The 20,151-nt window shown below is 73.6% G+C and carries 20 protein-coding genes; 5 read left to right on the plus strand and 15 right to left on the minus strand.

The features are described from left to right. Positions 1–85: 85 nt before the first annotated feature. On the minus strand, positions 86–394 hold the full coding sequence (gene groES / locus ACQP17_RS16110) for a co-chaperone GroES (protein ID WP_189101048.1): 309 nt from the start codon (positions 392–394) through the stop codon (positions 86–88). Positions 395–976: 582 nt separating this feature from the next. Here groES and ACQP17_RS16115 point away from each other — a divergent pair. Together ACQP17_RS16115 and ACQP17_RS16120 are read left to right on the plus strand one after the other, a co-directional pair. Continuing rightward, a complete protein-coding gene (locus tag ACQP17_RS16115) occupies positions 977–2,335 on the plus strand; it encodes an FtsW/RodA/SpoVE family cell cycle protein (RefSeq protein ID WP_433859917.1) in 1,359 nt (452 codons plus the stop codon). Positions 2,336–3,019: 684 nt separating this feature from the next. Then, complete coding sequence (locus tag ACQP17_RS16120) at positions 3,020–4,279, plus strand: THUMP-like domain-containing protein (protein ID WP_433856942.1); 1,260 nt, start codon at positions 3,020–3,022, stop codon at positions 4,277–4,279. On the opposite strand, the gene ACQP17_RS16125 is transcribed toward ACQP17_RS16120, so the two are convergent. From ACQP17_RS16125 to tsaB, 4 genes are all read right to left on the minus strand, one after another. After that, on the minus strand, positions 4,263–4,628 hold the full coding sequence (locus ACQP17_RS16125; RefSeq protein ID WP_433856943.1) for a hypothetical protein: 366 nt from the start codon (positions 4,626–4,628) through the stop codon (positions 4,263–4,265). The two genes, ACQP17_RS16120 and ACQP17_RS16125, sit on opposite strands and share 17 nt — an antisense overlap. 129 nt (positions 4,629–4,757) lie before the next feature. Beyond that, entirely contained in the window at positions 4,758–5,915 is a 1,158-nt protein-coding gene (tsaD, locus tag ACQP17_RS16130) for a tRNA (adenosine(37)-N6)-threonylcarbamoyltransferase complex transferase subunit TsaD (RefSeq protein ID WP_433856944.1), read from the minus strand. Positions 5,916–5,920: 5 nt separating this feature from the next. Beyond that, positions 5,921–6,478 (minus strand): ribosomal protein S18-alanine N-acetyltransferase, encoded by a 558-nt coding sequence (gene rimI / locus ACQP17_RS16135; protein WP_433856945.1) that lies wholly within the window; start codon positions 6,476–6,478, stop codon positions 5,921–5,923. Beyond that, positions 6,475–7,149: a tRNA (adenosine(37)-N6)-threonylcarbamoyltransferase complex dimerization subunit type 1 TsaB gene (gene tsaB, locus ACQP17_RS16140; protein WP_433856946.1), complete on the minus strand. Its 675-nt coding sequence runs from the start codon at positions 7,147–7,149 to the stop codon at positions 6,475–6,477. The genes rimI and tsaB overlap by 4 nt, the downstream gene beginning before the upstream one ends. A 132-nt stretch (positions 7,150–7,281) precedes the next feature. On the opposite strand from tsaB, the gene ACQP17_RS16145 reads away from it, so the two are divergent. Next, positions 7,282–7,857 (plus strand): hypothetical protein, encoded by a 576-nt coding sequence (locus ACQP17_RS16145; protein ID WP_433856947.1) that lies wholly within the window; start codon positions 7,282–7,284, stop codon positions 7,855–7,857. Positions 7,858–7,898: 41 nt separating this feature from the next. Here the strand turns inward: ACQP17_RS16145 and ACQP17_RS16150 are convergent, their stop codons facing one another. The 9 genes from ACQP17_RS16150 to ACQP17_RS16190 all read right to left on the minus strand — a co-directional run bounded on the left by ACQP17_RS16150 (position 7,899) and on the right by ACQP17_RS16190 (position 16,588). Continuing rightward, entirely contained in the window at positions 7,899–8,180 is a 282-nt protein-coding gene (locus ACQP17_RS16150) for a hypothetical protein (RefSeq protein WP_433856948.1), read from the minus strand. 187 nt (positions 8,181–8,367) lie between these two features. Further along, positions 8,368–8,886 carry a tRNA (adenosine(37)-N6)-threonylcarbamoyltransferase complex ATPase subunit type 1 TsaE gene (gene tsaE / locus ACQP17_RS16155; protein WP_433856949.1) on the minus strand — a complete coding sequence of 173 codons (519 nt, stop codon included), beginning with the start codon at positions 8,884–8,886 and terminating at the stop codon, positions 8,368–8,370. Between the two features lie 137 nt (positions 8,887–9,023). After that, positions 9,024–10,361, minus strand: coding sequence for an alpha/beta fold hydrolase (locus ACQP17_RS16160; protein WP_433856950.1), 1,338 nt, complete (start codon positions 10,359–10,361; stop codon positions 9,024–9,026). Next, the gene (gene alr / locus ACQP17_RS16165; protein WP_433856951.1) at positions 10,358–11,545 is read right to left on the minus strand and encodes an alanine racemase; all 1,188 of its coding nucleotides are present in this window, start codon (positions 11,543–11,545) and stop codon (positions 10,358–10,360) included. The genes ACQP17_RS16160 and alr overlap by 4 nt, the downstream gene beginning before the upstream one ends. Positions 11,546–11,604: 59 nt before the next feature. After that, positions 11,605–12,420 carry a L,D-transpeptidase family protein gene (locus tag ACQP17_RS16170; RefSeq protein ID WP_433856952.1) on the minus strand — a complete coding sequence of 272 codons (816 nt, stop codon included), beginning with the start codon at positions 12,418–12,420 and terminating at the stop codon, positions 11,605–11,607. Between the two features lie 109 nt (positions 12,421–12,529). After that, positions 12,530–13,954 (minus strand): NAD(P)H-hydrate dehydratase, encoded by a 1,425-nt coding sequence (locus ACQP17_RS16175; protein WP_433856953.1) that lies wholly within the window; start codon positions 13,952–13,954, stop codon positions 12,530–12,532. 61 nt (positions 13,955–14,015) lie between these two features. Beyond that, a complete protein-coding gene (locus ACQP17_RS16180; protein WP_189101073.1) occupies positions 14,016–14,384 on the minus strand; it encodes a holo-ACP synthase in 369 nt (122 codons plus the stop codon). After that, on the minus strand, positions 14,381–16,228 hold the full coding sequence (glmS, locus tag ACQP17_RS16185) for a glutamine--fructose-6-phosphate transaminase (isomerizing) (RefSeq protein WP_433856954.1): 1,848 nt from the start codon (positions 16,226–16,228) through the stop codon (positions 14,381–14,383). Before glmS ends, ACQP17_RS16180 begins: the two co-directional genes overlap by 4 nt. Positions 16,229–16,309: 81 nt before the next feature. After that, on the minus strand, positions 16,310–16,588 hold the full coding sequence (locus ACQP17_RS16190; RefSeq protein ID WP_364880200.1) for a hypothetical protein: 279 nt from the start codon (positions 16,586–16,588) through the stop codon (positions 16,310–16,312). A 195-nt stretch (positions 16,589–16,783) separates the two neighbouring features. On the opposite strand from ACQP17_RS16190, the gene coaA reads away from it, so the two are divergent. Both coaA and ACQP17_RS16200 read left to right on the plus strand, forming a co-directional pair. Beyond that, positions 16,784–17,767, plus strand: a complete 984-nt coding sequence (gene coaA / locus ACQP17_RS16195; RefSeq protein ID WP_433856955.1) for a type I pantothenate kinase — start codon at positions 16,784–16,786, stop codon at positions 17,765–17,767. 22 nt (positions 17,768–17,789) lie between these two features. After that, positions 17,790–18,731 (plus strand): DUF389 domain-containing protein, encoded by a 942-nt coding sequence (locus tag ACQP17_RS16200; RefSeq protein WP_433856956.1) that lies wholly within the window; start codon positions 17,790–17,792, stop codon positions 18,729–18,731. A 41-nt stretch (positions 18,732–18,772) separates the two neighbouring features. Here the strand turns inward: ACQP17_RS16200 and glmM are convergent, their stop codons facing one another. Next, entirely contained in the window at positions 18,773–20,131 is a 1,359-nt protein-coding gene (gene glmM / locus ACQP17_RS16205) for a phosphoglucosamine mutase (RefSeq protein WP_433856957.1), read from the minus strand. Between the last annotated feature and the right edge of the window lie 20 nt (positions 20,132–20,151).

Below are 20,151 nucleotides of genomic sequence, written 5' to 3' on the forward strand. Positions count from 1 at the left end.
CGCTGTCGCTCAAACGAACTGCGCCCCTGCCCCGGGTTGTTTAGACGCGGGAACCAGGGGCGCAGATCACGGCAAATCCGGTGACTTACTTCTCGACGATCGCGAGAACGTCGCGAGCCGAGAGAACGAGGTACTCCTCGTTGTTGTACTTCACCTCGGTGCCGCCGTACTTGCTGTAGAGAACGACGTCGCCGACGGTGACGTCGAGCTCGATGCGCTTACCGTCTTCGACACGGCCCGGGCCCACGGCCAGGACGACGCCCTCCTGGGGCTTCTCCTTGGCGGTGTCCGGAATGACCAGGCCCGAGGCCGTGGTCTGCTCGGCGTCGAGCGGCTGGACCACAATGCGGTCCTCGAGCGGCTTGATGGCAACCTTGGAGCTGGTGGTCGTCACGATCCGACCTCCCCCTTCGGAGATCTCACGGGGTTAACTGTCTGAGGTGGCGACCAGGTCGATCCGTCGTCGCGGGTGCCGGACCTGCCCGTCGCTGTATGTCTGGCACTCCCCACTGGAGAGTGCCAACGCCGAGACTATGACGCGGTTAGCACTCGGTCAAGCGGAGTGCCAGCGCGGCGGGGGGAGGTTCCGCCACCGCCGGGTTGACCCGCCCCGCGACGACCCGGCCCCCGCCGCCCGGGCGCGGCCCATCTGCGGCGGGATCCCGGCGGGTTCGGGCGCTCTCGCGACCGGGTCCGGGCGGGTGCAGGCACTCCCTCACGGCGGGATCCGGGCGGATTCAGGGGCGTTCCTCCCGGACGCGAGGGGTCCGTTTTCCGTCAAAAAGGACACACCTCCCCTTCCCCCGCAACCACGCCACCGGCTGCCTCGTCTACCTCCCCGGCTGCCGAACCGGCGAACCGGACGCACTCCCGGACGGCCGGCGGCCTCGACGACCGATGGCGGAGGACTCCCGTGCGTGGACTGACCAGCGTGCCCCGGGCCGCCGCGCGGCCGGAGAGCGAAGCGGAACGCACCATGACGTTCGCCGCGCTGGCCCGGGCACCGGACCGCCGGCGGACCGAGGCGTGGCTGCTCACCCTCGTCGTCCTGATCGCGGACTTCGGCTACGCCTACACCGGGCTGTCGATGACCGGCCGGCTGCCCGGCGGGCTGACCGGCTTCGCCGTCAGCATGTTGTTCGTGGCGCTGGTCCCGCATCTGGTGCTGCGCCGCTACGCGCCGCGCGCCGACCCGCTGATCCTGCCGCTGGCGACGCTGCTGACCGGGATCGGCCTGGTGCTGCTGCACCGCCTGGACGTCACCTATGCGCAGACGCCCCGGCTGAAGATCGCCGAGGCCGCGAGCGGCCAGCTGGTGTGGACGGTGATCGGGGTGGCGACCTGCATCGCCATCCTGTTGCTGCTGCGCGACCACCGCATTCTCCAGCGCTACACCTATCTGACGATAGCGGTCGCGCTGGTGCTGCTGATGGCGCCGGCTTTCTTCGGCGCCGACATGTACGGCGCCAAGCGCTGGATCCTGCTGGGCCCCCTGTCGCTGCAGCCCGGCGAGTTCGTGAAGATCATGATCTCGGTGTTCTTCGCGGGCTATCTCACCGTCAACCGCGACGCGCTGGCGCTGGCCGGACGACGGGTCCTGGGCGTCCAGCTGCCCCCGGGACGGCAGCTCGCGCCGATCTTCACGATCTGGGTGATCAGCCTGCTGGTGCTGGTCTTCGAACGGGACCTGGGCACCTCGCTGATCTTCTTCGGGGTCTTCGTGATCATGCTCTACATGGCGACCGAGCGCACCAGTTGGGTGCTGTGCGGCCTCGCCATGGCCGTGGTCGGGGCCACCGTCGTGGGCTCGACGGAACCGCACGTCAAGGGCCGGATCATGGCCTGGCTGCACCCCATGGACATCTTCCTGCCCCCGGGGCAGCGGCCACCGGGCCTGATCTCCGACCAGGCCGCGCAGGCCCTGTTCAGCTTCGGCAGCGGCGGCATCTCGGGCAGCGGCCTGGGCCAGGGCCACCCCGAGCTGATCGGATTCGCCGGCAACAGCGACTTCATCCTCACCACCGTCGGCGAAGAGCTGGGCCTGGCCGGGGTGATGGCCGTCCTGATGCTGTACGTGCTGCTCGCCCAGCGCGGGATGCGGGTCGGCCTGACGGCGCGCGACCCCTTCGGCAAGCTGCTGGCGGTCGGGCTCTCCGGGGCCCTGCTGCTCCAGGTCTTCGTCGTCGCCGGCGGGGTCACCGGCCTCATCCCCCTGACCGGCAAGGCCCTGCCCTTCCTCGCCAAGGGAGGCTCCTCCCTCGTCGCGAACTGGGTGATGGTGGCGCTACTGCTCCGCATCAGCGACCATGCGCAGCGCCGGCGGGAGCCGGCGTAGTTCTTCCCACGTTTTCTGCTTTCCCGCCGTGGGGGTTTCTCGCCGTTTGTCGCCCGCTTCGCGGTGCGCTGTCCGCTGCGCGGGGCTGTTTCGTACGGTGTCGGCTGTCCCGCCGTGGGGGTTTGTCGCCGTTGCGCCTGCGGCCGGTCCGCTGCGCTTCACCGTCTCCCCCACGTTGTCGGCTGTCCCGCCGTGGAGGTTGCTCGCCGTTGCGCCTGCGGCGGGCGGTGGGTGTCGGGTGCGGTGACGGACCTGCGGGGGTGGGTGTTCGGACTGCTTCGCTTTACGTCCGAACACCCACCCCCTCCGGCCCGTCCCCTCCCGTGGGGAGAGAAGTTTCGGTGGGTGGGGGCGGGCCGTGGGGGCCTGTTTCTGTGCGAGGCATCAGGCGCGCTGGACCGGCCACGTTCACCCCCACCGGCCTCTCCTCCCTCCCCCAAACGGGAGGGGGCGGGCCGGAGGGGCCTGGTGTGTGGACGTAAAGCGAAGCAGTCCACACACCAGGCCCCGGAGGTCCGTCACCGCACCCGACAGCCCCGCGCAGCGGACCCCGCCCGCCGCCGGCGCAACGGCGACAAACCACCACGGCGGGACAGCCGACACCGTACGAAACAGCCCCGCGCAGCGGAAAGGTGAGCAACCCCCACGGCGGGACAGCCAAAAACGTGGGGAGACAATGGACCCGTGAATGACCTCGACGTTTTTGCCGGCCTGCTCGCCCCGGAGGGACAGGCTCTGTTGGCCGAGTTGCGGGACCACGATCCGGCGGACGAGCTGGCGGCGGCCACCCGGCTGCGGCGGGAGCACCCGGCGGAGCTGGTCTCCGCCGCGCTCGGCCAGGCCCGGCTGCGGCAGCGCGCGGTGGCGAAGTTCGGGGCGGACGCGCGGCGGATGTACTTCACGCCGAACGGTGTCGAGCAGTCCACCCGCACCACCGTCGCCGACCACCGCGCGGCCCGCTTCGCCGCGCTGGGCGTCCGTACGCTGGCCGATCTGTGCTGCGGCATCGGCGGTGACGCGCTGGCGCTGGCCCGGGCCGGGATCCGGGTGCTGGCCGTCGACCGTGATCCGCTGGCCTGCGCGGCGGCCCGGGCCAACGCGGAGGCGCTGGGGCTCGCGGATCTGATCGAGGTGCGCTGCGCGGACGTGACGGAGGTGGACACCGCCGGGTATGACGCGGTGTTCGTCGATCCGGCGCGGCGCAGCACGAAGCGCGGGGGCCGAATCTTCGATCCGGAGGCGTACGCGCCGCCGTTGTCGTGGGCCGTGGAGGCGGCCCGTGCGGCGCCGTGCGCGGCGCTGAAGATCGCGCCCGGGGTTCCGCACGAGGCCCTGCCCGCGGACGCCGAGACGGAGTGGATCTCGGACGGGGGCGACGTCAAGGAGGCCGTGGTGTGGTTCGGGCCGGCCTCGCGGGGTTCGGACGGTCCGGTCCGGGGCGGCCGCCGCGCGACCCTGCTGCCGGCCGGCGACTCCCTGCTCGGCGCCGCGCGGCCGGATCCGGCCGGGGACGAGGCGGACCGGGCCCCCGTGGGACCGGTCGGGGAGTGGCTGTACGAGCCGGACGGCGCGGTGATCCGGGCCCATCTGGTCGCGGACGTCGCCCGGCAGCTCGACGGCCGGCTGATCGACCCGACCATCGCGTACATCACCGCGGACCGGCTGACGGCCACGCCGTACGCGACCGCCTACGCGCTCACCGACGTGCTGCCGTTCAACGTCAAGAAGCTCAAGGCGCTGCTGCGCGAGCGCGGGGTCGGGATCGCGGTGATCAAGAAGCGGGGGTCCGCGGTGGAACCCGAGGAGCTGCGCAAGAAGCTGAAGCTGGGCGGCGGCCGCAACTCCTGCACGATCTTCCTCACCCGGGTCGACGGCGCCCCCTCGATGCTGCTGGGCCGGCCGGCCGCCGAGGCGGCCGGGGAGCCGGTCACGTCAGGTCGGTGAGGTCCTCGGCGTAGATCTGGGAGAGCGGCTGCGGGCCGATGTACTGCTGGCAGGTGCACTGGCCGGCCTCGTACTGCACCGGCCGGTGGTCCTCGTCCCAGACCACCGCCACCTCCACCCGCTCATGGCACTTGCCCCGCTTGTCGTGTTTGGCGAGGTGGTGGGTGCAGCCGCACACCGGCTCCGGCTGCTTGTGGGCGGCGGCGAGTTCCTGGCGCTCCTGGCGCGCGGACTCCAGCCGTTCCATCTTCCGTTCGTGCCGGGTGCGCAGCGCCGTGCGTGCGGTGTCGGCGACCTTCGCGAATCCGCCCGCCATGAAGAAGATGAAGACCCACCAGAACCAGTCCACAGCCTTGCCGCCTCCCCACGTGCGCGCCCGGTGCTGGTTGCCAGGGTAAGACCTCGGACCACGCACCGGGCGGGGGGAGGCCACAGCACGCGAAGAACGACAAACCAAGTCCCCGCGGCGGCCGCCCTCTCAGGAGTAGAGGTTGTGCTTGCTCACCTCGTGGACGTGGCCGTGGCCGTGGCCGTGGCCGTGGCCGTGGCCGTGGCCGTGGCCGTGCGTCTGCGGGTCGGCAGCCTCGCCGGGGACGTGCGGCTCGGTGACCGGCAGCGACGAGTCCGCGGACAGGTCCCAGGCGGAGGCCGCGCGGCCGCGGGCCACCATCTCCGCGCCCAGGGCGGCGACCATCGCGCCGTTGTCGGTGCACAGCTTGGGCCGCGGCACCCGCAGCGTGATGCCGGCGTCCTCGCAGCGGCGCTGGGCCATCGCCCGCAGCCGGGAGTTGGCCGCCACCCCGCCGCCGATCATCAGGTGGTCCACGCCGTTGTCCTTGCAGGCCCGGACGGCCTTACGGGTCAGCACGTCCACCACGGCCTCCTGGAAGGACGCCGAGACGTCCGCCACCGGCACCTCCTCGCCGGCCGCCCGCTTGGCCTCGATCCAGCGGGCGACCGCCGTCTTCAGGCCGGAGAAGGAGAAGTCGTAGACCGGGTCGCGGGGGCCGGTCAGTCCGCGCGGGAAGCGGATCGCGTCGGGGTTGCCCTCGCGTGCGTAGCGGTCGATGACCGGGCCGCCGGGGAAGCCGAGGTGGAGCACCCGTGCGATCTTGTCGAAGGCCTCGCCGGCCGCGTCGTCGATCGTCGAGCCGAGGGGGCGTACGTCGGCGGTGATGTCGGGCGCGAGGAGCAGCGAGGAGTGACCGCCGGAGACCAGCAGCGCCATCGTCGGCTCCGGCAGCGGGCCGTGCTCCAGCTGGTCGACGCAGATGTGCGAGGCGAGGTGGTTGACGCCGTAGAGCGGCTTGCCGAGGGCATAGGCGTACGCCTTGGCGGCCGAGACGCCGACCAGCAGCGCGCCGGCCAGGCCCGGTCCGGCGGTGACCGCGATCCCGTCCAGGTCGGAGGCGGCGACGCCGGCGTCCTTCAGGGCGCGCTGGATGGTGGGGACCATCGCCTCCAGGTGGGCGCGCGAGGCCACCTCCGGCACCACCCCTCCGAAGCGGGCGTGCTCGTCGACGCTGGAGGCGACCGCGTCCGCGAGGAGGGTGTGGCCGCGGACGATGCCGACACCGGTCTCGTCGCAGGAGGTCTCGATGCCGAGGACGAGCGGTCCGCCGCGTGAGTCAGCCATGAGTCTCAAGTTCCTTGTACGGGAGGTGCTTCGGAGGAGGTCTGGGTGGTGCGGCGCATCACCAGGGCGTCGACGTTGCCGGGCTGGTAGTAGCCGCGGCGGAAGCCGACCGGCTCGAAGCCGAAACGCTCGTAGAGGCGCTGGGCGCGGAGGTTGTCGACCCGCACCTCCAGCAGCACCTCGTGGCACTCGAAGTCGGTGGCGGCGCCGAGCAGTTCGGTGAGCATCCGGGCGCCGAGGCCGGAGCCCCACCGGTCGCGGGCGGTGGCGATGGTCTGGATGTCGCCGGTGCCGTCGACGGCGGCCAGTCCGCCGTAGCCGAGCAGCCGGCCGTCCCGCTCGGCGACGAGGTAGCGGCGGCTGGCGCGGGGGCCGCGCGCGTGGGCCAGCTCGGACCAGAACATGCCGGGCGACCAGGCGTCCTCGGGGAACAGTTCCCGTTCCAGCGCCAGCACCGGCCCGAGGTCCCACCAGCGCATCTCGCGCAGCACCGGGTCGCGGTCCGCGGAGCCGTCCGGCGGCGGCGCCGGGGGGCGCGGGTCGGGCGAGGGGCGGACGCTCACCGGGGGGTGACCACCTTGTAGTTGGCCGGGACCTGGGCGTCCGGGCGGCGCAGGTACAGCGGCTGCGGGGGCAGCAGCTCCTCGCCCGCCGCCAGCTTCCGCACGGCCAGCGCGGCCAGGGCGGCGGCCGACTGGTGCTCGGGCCCGTCGCGCCGTACGCCGGTGAAGACCGTGTCGTAGAGCAGCGCGCCCGCGCCCACGGCGGGGACGCCGGCCACCTCGGCGGCGATGTCGGCGGGGCGGTCGACGGCGGGCTCGGTCAGCCGGGTCGCCGGGCCGGACGCCGTACGGGGCTCGTAGCGCGCCCAGTAGACCTCCTTGCGGCGGGCGTCGGTGGCCACGACGAAGGGCTCGGTCAGCCCGGCGGCGTGGGCGAGGCCGTCGAGCGTGCACAGGCCGTGGACGGGGACGCCGAGCACCGCCCCGAAGGTCGCGGCGGTGACCAGGCCGACCCGCAGGCCGGTGTAGGGCCCCGGGCCCACGCCGACCACGATGTCGCTGACCGCGTCGAGCGTGTGGCCGGCCTCGGCCAGCACCCGGTCGACGGCGGGCAGCAGCAGTTCACCGTGCCGGCGGGCGTCCACCTGACGGGACTCGGCGAGCACGCCGGATCCGTCGTGGAGCGCGACGGTGACGGCGGGGGTGGCGGTGTCAAGAGCTAGCAGCAGCACGCCCTCAAGACTACGGCTCGGCGGGCGGTCCCCGTTCCGGTGCTACCGTCGCCCCCGTAGTCAGCAGCATGCAGCCCGGCGTCCAGGACCGGGCCTCCCCGCCGGGGAGTGGTGAGGAAAGGTGGCACAGCGGTGCCCGCTAAGAGCAGCACGATCGTCACCGCGCTGACGGCGGCGGCCCTGGTCGCGGTCGGGGTGCTCGGGTACCAGGCCTCGGCGTCCGCCCCGGACACCCTCAGCCAGGCCCGTAGGGGCGATCACCAGGCCCCCAAGGGCCACCCGGACGGGCACGACAAGAAGAACACGAAGGACCCCGCCCCCGCCCCGGCCCCGGTTCCGGCCGCCTCCGGCGCGGGCCAGCGGATCGTCTACTCGCTCGCCGCCAAGCGGGTCTGGCTGGTCGGCACGAAGGGCACGGCGCAGCGGACGTTCACGGTCACGCCCAGTACGGTCAGCCCGCCGCGGGGCACCTACGCGGTCGGCTCGCGGTCGGTGAGCGTCACGGGCTCCGACGGCATCGCCATCGAGCACGTCGTGCGGTTCACCAGCGTCAGCGGCGTCACGGTCGGCTTCAGCGCCGCCGTGGACGGCTCGCGGCCCGACCCGGGCGCGGGGAAGAAGACCGGCGGCATCCGTGAGTCGCGCGAGGACGGCAAGGCGATGTGGGACTTCGCGCTGCACGGCACCAAGGTCGTCGTCGTCCCCTGACCGCACGTGGCCGGCCCGCCGCCGGGTGTCGCCCCTACGGGCTACGCCGCGTCGCGGCCGCCGGTGGACAGCGGTCCGCTCCCGGCCCCGTCCGTCCCTTCCGGCTCGCATGGCTCCCGCGTCCCGCCGTCCGGCCCCGCGGTGTCGCGGCGGGCCTCGTCGGCGGTGTCGGGGGGCGTGGAGACGGCGCTCGCCGCCGCGCAGGCCGCCAGCAGTTCATCCATGGTCGGCGTCTCGCGCGCCTCGTGGGCGGCGCGCCCGGCCGCCGCGAGGGCGGCGATCCCGCGCCCGTCGGGCGTGGGAGAGGGCTGCTGGGCGGACATGGACGCCTCCCGGGGCTCCTGGGGCAAAGCGACAGAAGCTAGGCTGGCTACTTAGGCTGACCTAACTAGGGGTCTCTCCCCATGTCACCACGCCCGGTACCAGGTGCGCAACATCTTACCGACGGCTTGTCGGAAACTACCGGCCCGCGACGCGTCCCGCCCCCGCGGTTTCCGGGTCCGCCCGCGGTCAGCAGGCCTCCAGGGCGGGCAGCCCGGCGTCCGCCCAGCGCGGGCCGAGGCCGGTCACCGTCACCTCACGGACGTCGTCCGCGTCGGACTCCGGCACCCCGTCACTGCCCATGGCGCGCCCGATGACCACCTGGAGCCGGTTCTCGGACAGCTCCTCGACCTTGCCCTCGCCCCACTCCACGACCACCACCGACTCCGGCAGCGAGACATCGAGGTCGAGGTCCTCCATCTCGTCCAGGCCGCCGCCGAGCCGGTAGGCGTCGACGTGCACCAGCGCGGGGCCGCCGGTCAGCGAGGGGTGGACCCGGGCGATGACGAACGTGGGGGAGGTGACGGCGCCGCGCACGCCCAGCGCCTCCCCCAGGCCGCGGGTCAGCGTGGTCTTGCCGGCCCCCAGCTCACCGGTGAGCAGCACCAGGTCGCCGGGGCGCAGCAGCGGGGCCAGCCGACGGCCCAACTCCTGCATCCGGTCGGGGGACTTGACGGTTACGTGCGCCATCGCGCCGGTGGTGCTCATGCCGCAAATGGTACGGCCCGGACGCGGTGGCGCTTCCGGGCCGGGTTCCGGGCGGACCGCCCGGCGAGTGGATCATGCCTGGTCGGGGGCCCGGCGCAGGTGCGGAGCGGGCCGGCCGGGCCACCCGGGCGGAGGGTTCAGGCGCGGGCGTGCCGGGAGCTGCGGGCCGCCGCGCTCGCCCGCTCCACCAGCGACACCAGATGCTCGTTGACCAGCTCGGGCCGCTCCAGCATCACCAGGTGGCCGGCCTCCGGGACGCACACCAGCTCGGCGTCGGGCAGCACCTCGGCGATCGTCCGGCTGTGGTCGGCGGGGGTGATCAGATCACTCTCCCCGGCGAGCACCAGCGCGGGCACCGCGTCGTACGCCACCAGCGCCTCGGTCTTGTCGTGCACCGCGAAGGCCGGGAAGAACTCGGCGACCACATCGATCGGGGTCGCCTCGATCAACCGCTCGCCGAACCGCGCGATGCCCGGGTCCACCTTCTCCGGTGTCCCGAACGAATAGCGCTTGATCAGCCCCGCGAAGAGGTCGGCGGTGGCCCGGCGCCCGCGCTCGACGATCTCGTGCTGCCAGCCCAGCGCCCTGAGGACGCCCGGCGCGAGCCAGTGGAAGGCCTTCATGCCCATCGACGGCAGCCCGTAGGTGACCTCGCTGAGCCGCCCCGCGGACGTGCCGATCAGGGCCACCCCGACCACCCGCTCCGCGACGAACTCCGGGAACTGGTCGGCCAGCGCCATCACCGTCATCCCGCCCATGGAGTGCCCGACCAGCACGATCGGCCCCTCGGGGACCGCGGCGTCCAGCACCGCCTTCAGGTCGCGGCCCAGCAGGTCGATGGTGACCTCCTCGGTGCCGTCGATCTGGGCGTGGCCGCGCGAGGAGCGGCCGTGGCTGCGCTGGTCCCAGTGGACGGTGCGGACCGTGCCGCGCAGCGCCGAGCGCTGGAAGTGCCAGGAGTCCTGGCTGAGGCAGTAGCCATGGCTGAAAACGACCGTGGGAGCCGTGCCCCGCCGGCCGAGCGCCGCGGTCAGCCGCTTGCGCAGACCGCTGTGCGCCTCCTGCGCGGCACGGGCCTCCTTGCCACGGACGGGCTTGGCCGACCGGTCGCCCTTGCCGCTCCCGGCGCTCCTGGCGCCCTTGCCCGTCCGCGCGTCCTTCTCCGGACGGCCCGGCTCCGGGCCCGGCTCGTCGACCTCGTAGTACAGCTCGGTGCCGTCCTCGGCGATCGCCGCGCCCGGTGTGCCGCGCAGCGTGCCGTACGGGCCGGCGGCGTCCAGCGCGAGCCGGGCCCGGCGGCGCATCCCGCGGCCGACGGTCATCCGCTCTATCGCCACCCCGGCCGCGGCACCCGCCGCGACCACGCCGATGGCGGCGCCGGCGATACCGGCGTGCCGGCCCGCCCGCGCCCAGTTTCCGGCGGCCTCGGCCGCCGCCTCCACCGCCTGTGCGGCGGCCTCCTGCCCCTCGGTCATGCCGTACCCCCCGTGAGCGTGCGGTCTCCTCCGGCTTCGCTGCGTGTGGCGCTGTCCACATGGACGCGCGGGACCCGGGTTCCGATCCGGGTGACGATTTCATAGCCGATGGTTCCGGCCACCCTGGCCCAGTCCTCGGCGGTCGGCTCGCCGCCGTCGCCGGGGCCGAACAGCACCGCCCGGTCGCCCGGCTCGGCGCGGTCGCCGCCCAGGTCGACCACGAACTGGTCCATCGCGATCCGCCCGGCGACCGTGCGCCACGCGCCGGCGACCAGCACCGGGCCGCTGTTGGAGGCGTGCCGCGGGATGCCGTCGGCGTAGCCGAGCGGGACCAGCGCCAGGGTCGTCTCGCCGGGCGTCGTGTACTGGTGCCCGTACGACACACCGTGGCCGCCCGGGACGCGCTTGACCGACGCCAGCGCGGCCTCCAGCGTCATCGCCGGCCGCAGCCCCAGCTCCTGCGAGGTGCCGAGCTCGGGGCTGGGTGAGATGCCGTAGATCCCGATGCCGGTGCGGACCAGGTCGAAGTGCGCCTCGGGGAGGGTCAGCAGCGCCGGGGTGTTGGCGAGGTGCCGGACCTCGGGACGCAGCCCGGCCCGCCCGGCGATCGCCAACGCCTCGTGGAAGGCGGTCAGCTGGAGGGCGATCGAGGGGTGGCCGGGCTCGTCGGCGCAGGCGAAGTGCGACCAGACGCCGGTGACCCGCAGCGTGCCCTCCGCCTCGGCGGCGCGGGCCGCGGCGGTCAGCTCCGGCCAGTCGGCGGGCGCGCAGCCGTTGCGGCCGAGACCGGTGTCGATCTTGAGCTGGACGCGGGCGGTGCGGCCGCACTCCCGCGCGGCCGCGGTCACCTCGCGCAGTGCCCACAGCCCGCTCACGGAGATGTCGATGTCCTGCTCGACGGCCCGGCGCCAGGGGCCGCCCGGCGTCCACAGCCAGCACATCAGCCGTCCGGTGTCGCCGGCCGCCCGCAGCGCGAACGCCTCCTCAGGCAGCGCCGTGCCCAGCCAGCCGGCGCCGGCCTCACGGGCGGCGCGCGCACAGCGCACCGCCCCGTGTCCGTAGCCGTCGGACTTGACCACGGCCATCAGCTCTGCCCGGGGTGCGCGCTCCTTGAGGGCACGCACATTCGACCGCACGGCGGCGAGGTCGATGGTGGCGCGGGCGCGCTTCGCTGTCTCGTTCATCCCCCTCAGTGTCGCAGGCGGCACCACGACACCCCGGGGGACGGGCGGGGAAACCGTGCTCACACGCCGGGTTTCCGCCCCCAGACGTACACGACGTCGCCCTTCCTCAGCACTTCCCAGACCCTGCGCGCGTCCGTCATGGTGAGGTTGACGCAGCCGTGCGAGCCCGGCCCGGAGTAGATGTCCTCGTAGACGCCGTGCAGCGCCTCCCCGCGGTCGAAGAACTGCGCGTAGGGCATGGCCGTGTGGTAGAGGTTCGAGATGTGCCGCCGGTGGCGCAGATAGATCCGGTACGACCCGGTGCGGGTCTCCATCGTCGGCGCGCCGGAGCGGATCGTGACCGGGTCGAAGAGCACCCGCCCGTCCTGCTGCACCCACATCAGCTGCCGGTTGAGATCGACGCAGGCCGTGCGCTCGGCGGTGTCGGGGCAGTGTCCGGCCCGGTTGGGGTCCTTCCTGGCCCGCAGCACCCGCACCGTGGCACCGGTGACCGGCCCGGCGAACCCGGTGGCCGGCGCGATGCGGTGCTCCTGCTGGAAGCGCCGGATCGCCCGGCAGTCCCCCTCGCTCTGCCGCCCGTCCACCTCGCGCCCCAGATAGCGCTCCGCCTGCCGCTGGTAGGGCCCGGTGGTCCGGCTGCACGCCGGCTCCCGCAGGCCCCGGCGCACCGCCTCGGACCGCGGCACGTACTCCAGGTGCGGCCGCGGCACCCCGTCCGGGGAGACCGCGGGCGCCCGGCCCGGCTCCCGCGCGAGGCCGGGGACCGGTCCGGGCACCCGCCACGGCGCGGACGACGGGGCGACGGCCACCGCGGACGGTCCGGCGGCGGCGAGCAGCGAGGCGCAGACCAGCAGCGCCGAGAAGGTGCGTTTCATGCCCTCACGCATGCCGTGGCCGTGCGGTCATACAAGCCCTCCGCACGCCAGGTTCGCCCTGGTGCCCGCCCCGTTCCCCCGCGGGGCGTAACGCCTCACGGGAGAACTGTCAAGCCGTCACATCCCGCCAGGCCGCGTCCAGATGGGCGGCCACCTCCGAGGCGAGGATCGGGGCGCCCTCCCGTCCGGCCGCCCGGCGCGCGGCCAGCCCGTGCAGGTACGCGCCGACGGATCCCGCGTCCAGGGCCGGCAGTCCCGCGGCGAGCAGCGAGCCCGTCACCCCCGACAGCACGTCCCCGCTGCCGGCCGTCGCCAGCCAGCCGGTTCCGGTGGGGTTCACCCGCACCGGGCCGCCGGCCGCCGCGACCAGCGTCGTCGACCCCTTGAGCAGCACCGTGGCGCCGAAGTCGCGCGCCAACTCCCGTACGGACGCCAGCCGTGCCGCCTCGACCTCCGCGCGCCCGCACCCCAGCAGCGCCGCCGCCTCCCCGGCATGCGGCGTCAGCAGCGTCGGCGCACCGCGCTCCCGCACCCGCCGCGGCGTCAGGAACCGCAGCCCGTCGGCGTCCACCAGCACCGGCACGTCCGACGCCAGCACGTCCTCCAGCGCGTCCGACTCGTCCCCGATCCCGGGCCCGATCACCCACGCCTGTACCCGCCCGGCCTTGTCCGGCGGCCCGGCGTGCACCAGCGTCTCCGGGAAGCGGGCCAGGACCGCGGCCGCGGCCGGGCCGACGTAGCGCACCGCGCCCGCGCCGCCGCGCAGCGCCCCGGCCACCGCGAGCACCGCCGCGCCCGGATACCGCGCGGACCCGGCGACCACCCCCACCACGCCCCGCCGGTACTTGTCGCTCTCGGCCGACGGGCGCGGCAGCAGCCGTGCCACGTCCGCGTGCTGCAGGGCCTCCATGGCGGCCTCCGGCGGCAGCGTGAGCCCGATGTCCACCAGCCGCAGCGCGCCGGCCCGCTCCCGCGCCGGGTCGGTCAGCAAGCCCGGCTTGTACGCGCCGAAGGTCACCGTGGCGTCGGCCCGTACCGCCTCCCCGCTCACCTCGCCGGTGTCCGCGTCCACCCCGCTCGGCAGGTCGACGGCCAGCACCGGCGCCGACTCCCGGGCCGCCCGCGCCAGTTGCGCCGCCTCGGGCCGCAGTCCGCCGCGTCCCCCGATCCCGACGATGCCGTCCACCACCAGATCGGCCCGGGCGAGGTCCCGCGGCGCGTCGCCCGACACCCGCCCGCCGGCCGACCGCAAGGCGGCGAGCCCGCCGGAGTGGGCCCGTTCGGGCGACAGCAGCACGGCCGCCACCCCGGCCCCCCGCCGCGCCAGCCGGGCACCGGCGTACAGCGCGTCGCCGCCGTTGTCGCCGCTGCCCACCAGCAGCACCACCCGGGCGCCGTACACCCGTCCCAGCAACTCCGCGCAGGCCACGGCCAGTCCGGCCGCGGCCCGCTGCATCAGGGCCCCTTCGGGCAGCCGGGCCATGAGCTCCCGCTCGGCGGCCCGCACGGTCTCCACGCTGTAGGCAGTCCTCATACCGCCAAGTCTCGCCCCTCGTCGGCGGGGCGTGGCGGATTTCCCGCCCGCCGCCGCACCCCTACCCCTCGGCGATCACCACGGCGGAGGCCACGCCCGCGTCATGGCTCAGCGAGACGTGCCAGGACCGGACGCCGAGTTCCGCGGCGCGCGCCTCGACCGTCCCGCGCACCCGCAGCCGCGGCTGCCCGCTGTCCTCGACGTACACCTCGGCATCGCTCCAGTGCAGCCCGCCCGGCGCCCCCAGCGCCTTGGCCAGCGCCTCCTTCGCGGCGAACCGGGCCGCCAGCGAGGCGGTGCCGCGGCGCTCCCCGCTCGGCAGACACAGCTCCGAGGGGAGGAACAGCCGCCCCGCCAGCTCGGGCGTGCGGTCCAGCGCCGCCCCGAAGCGCTCGATCTCCGCCACGTCGATCCCCACCCCGATGATCATTCGACGGTCACCGACTTGGCGAGGTTGCGCGGCTGGTCGACCTCGTTGCCGCGGGCGGTGGCCAGCTCACAGGCGAAGACCTGCAGCGGCACCGTGGACACCAGCGGCTGCAGCAGCACCGGCGTCCGCGGGATCCGTACGAGGTGGTCGGCGTAGGGCACCACCGTCTCGTCGCCCTCCTCCGCGATCACGATGGTCCGCGCGCCGCGGGCCCGGATCTCCTGGATGTTGGACACGATCTTGTCGTGCAGCACGGACCGCCCGCGCGGCGACGGCACGACCACCACCACCGGCAGGTCCTGCTCGATCAGCGCGATCGGCCCGTGCTTCAGCTCGCCGGCCGCGAAGCCCTCCGCGTGCATGTACGCGAGTTCCTTGAGCTTGAGCGCGCCCTCCAGTGCCACCGGATAGCCCACGTGCCGGCCGAGGAAGAGCACCGTGTTCTTGTCGGCGAGGCTGCGCGCCAGCTCCCGCACCGGCTCCATCGTGCCGAGCACCTGCTCGACCTGGGTGCCGATGGCGGCGAGTTCGCGCACCACCGCCCGGATCTCGTCGCCCCACTTCGTGCCCCGCACCTGCGCCACGTACAGCGCCACCAGATAGCAGGCCACCAGCTGGGTCAAGAACGCCTTCGTGGACGCCACCGCGACCTCGGGCCCGGCGTGGGTGTACAGCACCGCGTCCGACTCCCGCGGGATGGTCGACCCGTTGGTGTTGCAGATGGCGAGCACCTTCGCGCCCTGCTCACGGGCGTGCCGCAGCGCCATCAGGGTGTCCATGGTCTCGCCGGACTGGCTGATGGCGATGACCAGGGTGTGCCGGTCCAGGATCGGGTCGCGGTAGCGGAACTCGCTGGCCAGCTCGGTCTCGCAGGGGATCCGCGTCCAGTGCTCGATCGCGTACTTGGCGATCATCCCCGCGTGGTACGCCGTCCCGCACGCCACGATGACGACCTTGTCGACCTCGCGCAGCACCTCCGGCGGGATCCGCACCTCGTCCAGGGACAGCACCCCCGAGGCGTCGATCCGGCCCAGCAGGGTGTCCGCGACGGCCTTCGGCTGCTCGGCGATCTCCTTGAGCATGAAGTAGTCGTAGCCGCCCTTCTCGGCGGCCGAGGCGTCCCAGTCGACGTGGTACTCCCGCACCTCGGCGGGCGCCCCGTCGAAGCCGGTGACCGTCACCGCCTCCCGGCGCAGCTCCACGACCTGGTCCTGGCCCAGCTCGATCGCCTCACGGGTGTGCGCGATGAACGCCGCGACGTCCGAGGCGAGGAAGGCCTCACCGTCCCCGACCCCCACCACCAGCGGGGAGTTGCGGCGCGCCCCGACCACCACGTCCGGCTCGTCGGCGTGCACCGCGACCAGCGTGAAGGCGCCCTCCAGCCGGCGGCACACCTGCCGCATCGCCTCGGCCAGCTCCCCGCAGGACGAGTAGGCCTCGGCCAGCAGGTGGGCCACCGTCTCGGTGTCGGTCTCGGACGTCAACTCGTGCCCGCGGTCGGTGAGTTCGGCGCGCAGGGCGGCGAAGTTCTCGATGATGCCGTTGTGCACGACGCAGACCCGGCCGGCGTTGTCCAGATGCGGATGGGCGTTGGCGTCGGTGGGCGCGCCGTGGGTGGCCCACCGGGTGTGCCCGATGCCGGCCGCGCCGGTGGGCAGCGGACGGTCCGCCAGCTCCTTCTCCAGATTGGCGAGTTTGCCGGCCTTTCTGGCCGCGGCCAGTCCGCCGTCGGCAAGTACAGCCACACCCGCCGAGTCGTAGCCGCGGTACTCCAGCCGCTTCAGTCCGGCCAGGACGACGTCCAGGGCGCTCTGCCCGCCCACATATCCCACGATTCCGCACATGGGGGCAGCGTACGCTGCGGGCCCCTGCGGCCCGCGGTGCACGTGGCGGCGGGTCACGGCCGGCCCACCGCGGCCCGGAGGTCAGTACCCGAGCGCTATCCGGTCGTGCGCCTCACGCACCGTCTCCAGGAACTCCTCATCCGCCTCCGCGTCCACGCCGAGCCCGCTGACCGGCTCGTAGCGCTCCAGGAAATCGGCGAGGTCCTCGCCCAGGTCCTCGTCCGGCAGATCCTCCGCCAGCTCGGCGTACACCCGCGCGGCGAAACAGTCCGACGCGGCCTTCGTACCCCGGCCGCGGACCGTGCTCGCGGTCCTCCCCCACGGTCGCTGTCCCAGCAGACCGGCCTTACGCGCTCCCACACGTGCCCCCTTGCGTCGTCCACGGCCCTGGGCGGGCGTGTCCCCGCCACCGACCGTACCGGGCAATATCCATTCGGGTACAGACAGCAAGGGGGAGATGCACCCAAGCCCGCCCTGACAGGCACAACCCCACTCGCAGACGTCAGCCTGGCACCCGGAGGTGAACGGCACGTGACGCCTGCGCACAATGGGCGCGTGCCCCCGACGACCGATCCGCAGCACCGACGCCGCGCCGACAGCTCCCCGTACGTCGATCTGACGCGCGCGCAGTGGAGCGCCCTGCGGGAGAAGACCCCGCTGCCCCTGACGGCCGAGGAGGTCGAACGGCTGCGGGGGCTCGGTGATGTCATCGACCTCGACGAGGTCCGCGACGTCTACCTCCCGCTGTCCCGGCTCCTCAACCTCTACGTCGGCGCCACCAGCAACCTGCGCGGCGCGCTCAACACCTTCCTCGGCGACGCGGGCGGCGGCCCCCAGACCGGCACCCCCTTCGTCATCGGGGTCGCGGGCAGCGTGGCGGTCGGCAAGTCCACCACGGCCCGGCTGCTCCAGGCGCTGCTGGCCCGCTGGCCCGAGCACCCCCGGGTGGAGCTGGTCACCACCGACGGCTTCCTCTTCCCCAACGCCGAGCTGCACCGCCGCGGCCTGATGTCCCGCAAGGGCTTCCCGGAGTCCTACGACCGCCGGGCGCTGACCCGCTTCGTCGCCGATGTGAAGTCCGGCCGGGCCGAGGTCTCCGCGCCCGTCTACTCCCACCTGATCTACGACATCGTGCCCGACGAGCGGCTGACCGTGCGCCGCCCGGACATCCTCATCGTCGAGGGGCTGAACGTCCTCCAGCCGGCGCTGCCCGGCAAGGACGGCCGCACCCGCCTGGGCCTCGCCGACTTCTTCGACTTCTCCGTCTACGTCGACGCCCGCACCGAGGACATCGAGCGGTGGTACCTCGGCCGCTTCCGCAAGCTGCGCCGGACCGCCTTCCAGAACCCGTTCTCGTACTTCCGCAAGTACACCCAGGTCTCCGAGGACGAGGCCCTCGACTACGCCCGGAAGATGTGGCGGACCATCAACAAGCCCAACCTGCAGCAGAACGTGGCCCCGACCCGCGGCCGCGCGAACCTGGTCCTGCGCAAGGGGCCGGACCACAAGGTGCAGCGGCTGTCGTTGCGCAAGCTCTGAACCCCGAGGGAGCCCGTCACCCGTGCTGCACCTGCGTCTGATCGTGCCCGCCGACCGCACACCCGCGGTCCTCCGACTGCTGGAGGACACCGTCGGCACCACCCACCTGATCGTGTTCACCGGCGCCGCCCGCGATCCGCGGGGCGATGTCGTGCTGTGCGACGTGGCGCGCGAGGCGGGCGACGGCTTGCTCGCCGACCTGCGGGCACTGGGCATCGACGAGTCCGGTTCGATCGCCGTGGAGGACGTGGCCCTGTCGCTGTCCCGGCACGCGGACCGGGCGGAGCGGGACGCGCCCGGCGAGGGCGCGGACGCGGTGCTGTGGGAGTCCCTCACCGAAGCCACCCACGAGGAGTCGACGCTCTCGGTCACCTACCTCGCGTTCCTGACCCTGGCGACGATGATCGCGGCGTGTGGCGTGGTGCTCGACAACGCCATCCTGATCGTCGGCGCGATGGCGGTCGGCCCGGAGTTCGGTCCAGTTGCCGGCATCTGCACCGCGATGGTGCGCCGCGCCCCGCGACTGGCCTGGCGCTCGGTGCTGGCCCTGGTCGTCGGGTTCGCGGTGGCCATGCTCGCGACCGTGGGCTTCACCCACCTCATGGACGCGGTCGGGCTCTTCCGCCTCACCGACCTGGACGCGGCGCGGCCCAACACCAACTTCATCTACCGGCCCGACTGGACCTCCTTCGTCGTCGCCGTGCTCGCCGGCTGCGCCGGGGTGCTCTCGCTGACCTCCGCAAAGTCGGGTGCCCTGGTCGGGGTGGCCATCTCCGTCACCACGGTCCCGGCGGCCGCCAACGCCGCCGTCGCCCTCGGCTACGGCGAATACGGGCAGGCCTGGCACTCCATGGAACAGCTCCTGCTGAACCTCGTCGGCATCGTCCTGGCCGGCGTGCTCACGCTCCTGGCCCAGAAGGCCGTGTGGGCCCGCGCCCGCCGACGCGAACGGGCGGGCGCCTGACCACCGTCAGGAACCCGCCCGCCGAAGCACCCCGCCGCGGCTCAGCCCAGCGCGGACTTGACCGCGTCGGCCAGCCGTCCGGCCACCGCCCGGGCCTGCTCGATGTCGGCCGCCTCCACCATCACGCGCACCAGCGGCTCCGTGCCGGAGGGCCGCAGCAGCACCCGCCCGGTCGCCCCCAGCTCCCGCTCCGCCTCGGTGACCGCCGCGGTCAGCTCGGGCGAGGTGGCCACCCGCGACTTGTCGACGTCGGGGACGTTGATGAGGATCTGCGGCAGCCGCTCCATGACGCCCGCCAGCTCGGCCAGCGGCCGGCCGGTCGCGGCGACCCGCGCGGCCAGCATCAGACCGGTCAGCGTGCCGTCACCGGTGGTGGCGTGGTCCAGCACGATGACGTGCCCGGACTGCTCGCCGCCCAGCGCGAAGCCGTGCGCCTTCATCTCCTCCAGGACGTAGCGGTCGCCGACCGCCGTCTGGACCAGCTCGATGCCCGCGCGCTCCATGGCCAGCTTGAAGCCCAGGTTCGACATGACGGTGGCGACCACGGTGTTCTTGCGCAGCGTGGCGGCCTCGCGCATCCCCAGCGCCAGCACCGCGAGGATCTGGTCCCCGTCGACCTCGTTGCCCTCGCGGTCCACGGCCAGGCAGCGGTCCGCGTCGCCGTCGTGGGCGACACCCAGGTCGGCGCCGTGCTCGACGACGGCCGCGCGCAGCAGCGCGAGGTGGGTGGAGCCGCAGCCGTCGTTGATGTTCAGGCCGTCGGGCTCGGTGCCGAGGGTGATGACATCGGCGCCGGCCCGGGCGAACGCCTCGGGCGAGACCCGCGACGCCGCGCCGTGCGCGCCGTCGATGACGATCTTCAGCCCGTCCAGGCGGTTGGGCAGGACCCCGACGAGGTGCGCGACATAGTTGTCGAAGCCCTCGTCGTAGACGGTGACCCGGCCCACGCCGGCGCCGGTCGGCCGCTCCCAGGGCTCACCGGAGCTGTGCGCACGGTAGGTCCGCTCGATCCGGTCCTCCAGCTCGTCGGCGAGCTTGTGGCCGCCGCGGGCGAAGAACTTGATGCCGTTGTCGGGCATCGCGTTGTGGCTGGCCGAGAGCATCACACCGAGGTCCGCGCCGAGCGAGCCGGTCAGATACGCGACCGCCGGGGTCGGGAGCACACCCACCCGCAGCACGTCCACCCCGGCACTGGCCAGGCCGGCGACGACCGCGGCCTCCAGGAACTCCCCGGAGGCGCGTGGATCACGCCCGACCACGGCCACCGGCCGGTGACCTTCGAAGGTGCCCGCTTCGGCGAGTACGTGCGCCGCAGCGACCGACAGACCGAGCGCCAGCTCCGCCGTCAGGTCCGCATTGGCGACACCGCGCACACCGTCCGTGCCGAAGAGTCGTCCCACAGGTGTCCTCCGAGTAGATG

Origin of the sequence: Streptomyces kronopolitis (assembly GCF_050953795.1) — a bacterium.
In the GTDB taxonomy this organism is placed as follows: Bacteria; Actinomycetota; Actinomycetes; order Streptomycetales; family Streptomycetaceae; genus Streptomyces; species Streptomyces kronopolitis_A.

Bases quoted from the DNA above. Each gene is read 5' to 3' on its own strand.
- ACQP17_RS16115 (WP_433859917.1), top strand. From the start codon at position 977: ATGACGTTCGCCGCGCTGGCCCGGGCACCGGACCGCCGGCGGACCGAG.
- tsaD (WP_433856944.1), bottom strand. From the start codon at position 5,915: ATGGCTGACTCACGCGGCGGACCGCTCGTCCTCGGCATCGAGACCTCC.
- ACQP17_RS16150 (WP_433856948.1), bottom strand. From the start codon at position 8,180: ATGTCCGCCCAGCAGCCCTCTCCCACGCCCGACGGGCGCGGGATCGCC.
- tsaE (WP_433856949.1), bottom strand. From the start codon at position 8,886: ATGAGCACCACCGGCGCGATGGCGCACGTAACCGTCAAGTCCCCCGAC.
- ACQP17_RS16160 (WP_433856950.1), bottom strand. From the start codon at position 10,361: ATGACCGAGGGGCAGGAGGCCGCCGCACAGGCGGTGGAGGCGGCGGCC.
- alr (WP_433856951.1), bottom strand. From the start codon at position 11,545: ATGAACGAGACAGCGAAGCGCGCCCGCGCCACCATCGACCTCGCCGCC.
- ACQP17_RS16170 (WP_433856952.1), bottom strand. From the start codon at position 12,420: ATGAAACGCACCTTCTCGGCGCTGCTGGTCTGCGCCTCGCTGCTCGCC.
- ACQP17_RS16175 (WP_433856953.1), bottom strand. From the start codon at position 13,954: ATGAGGACTGCCTACAGCGTGGAGACCGTGCGGGCCGCCGAGCGGGAG.
- ACQP17_RS16180 (WP_189101073.1), bottom strand. From the start codon at position 14,384: ATGATCATCGGGGTGGGGATCGACGTGGCGGAGATCGAGCGCTTCGGG.
- glmS (WP_433856954.1), bottom strand. From the start codon at position 16,228: ATGTGCGGAATCGTGGGATATGTGGGCGGGCAGAGCGCCCTGGACGTC.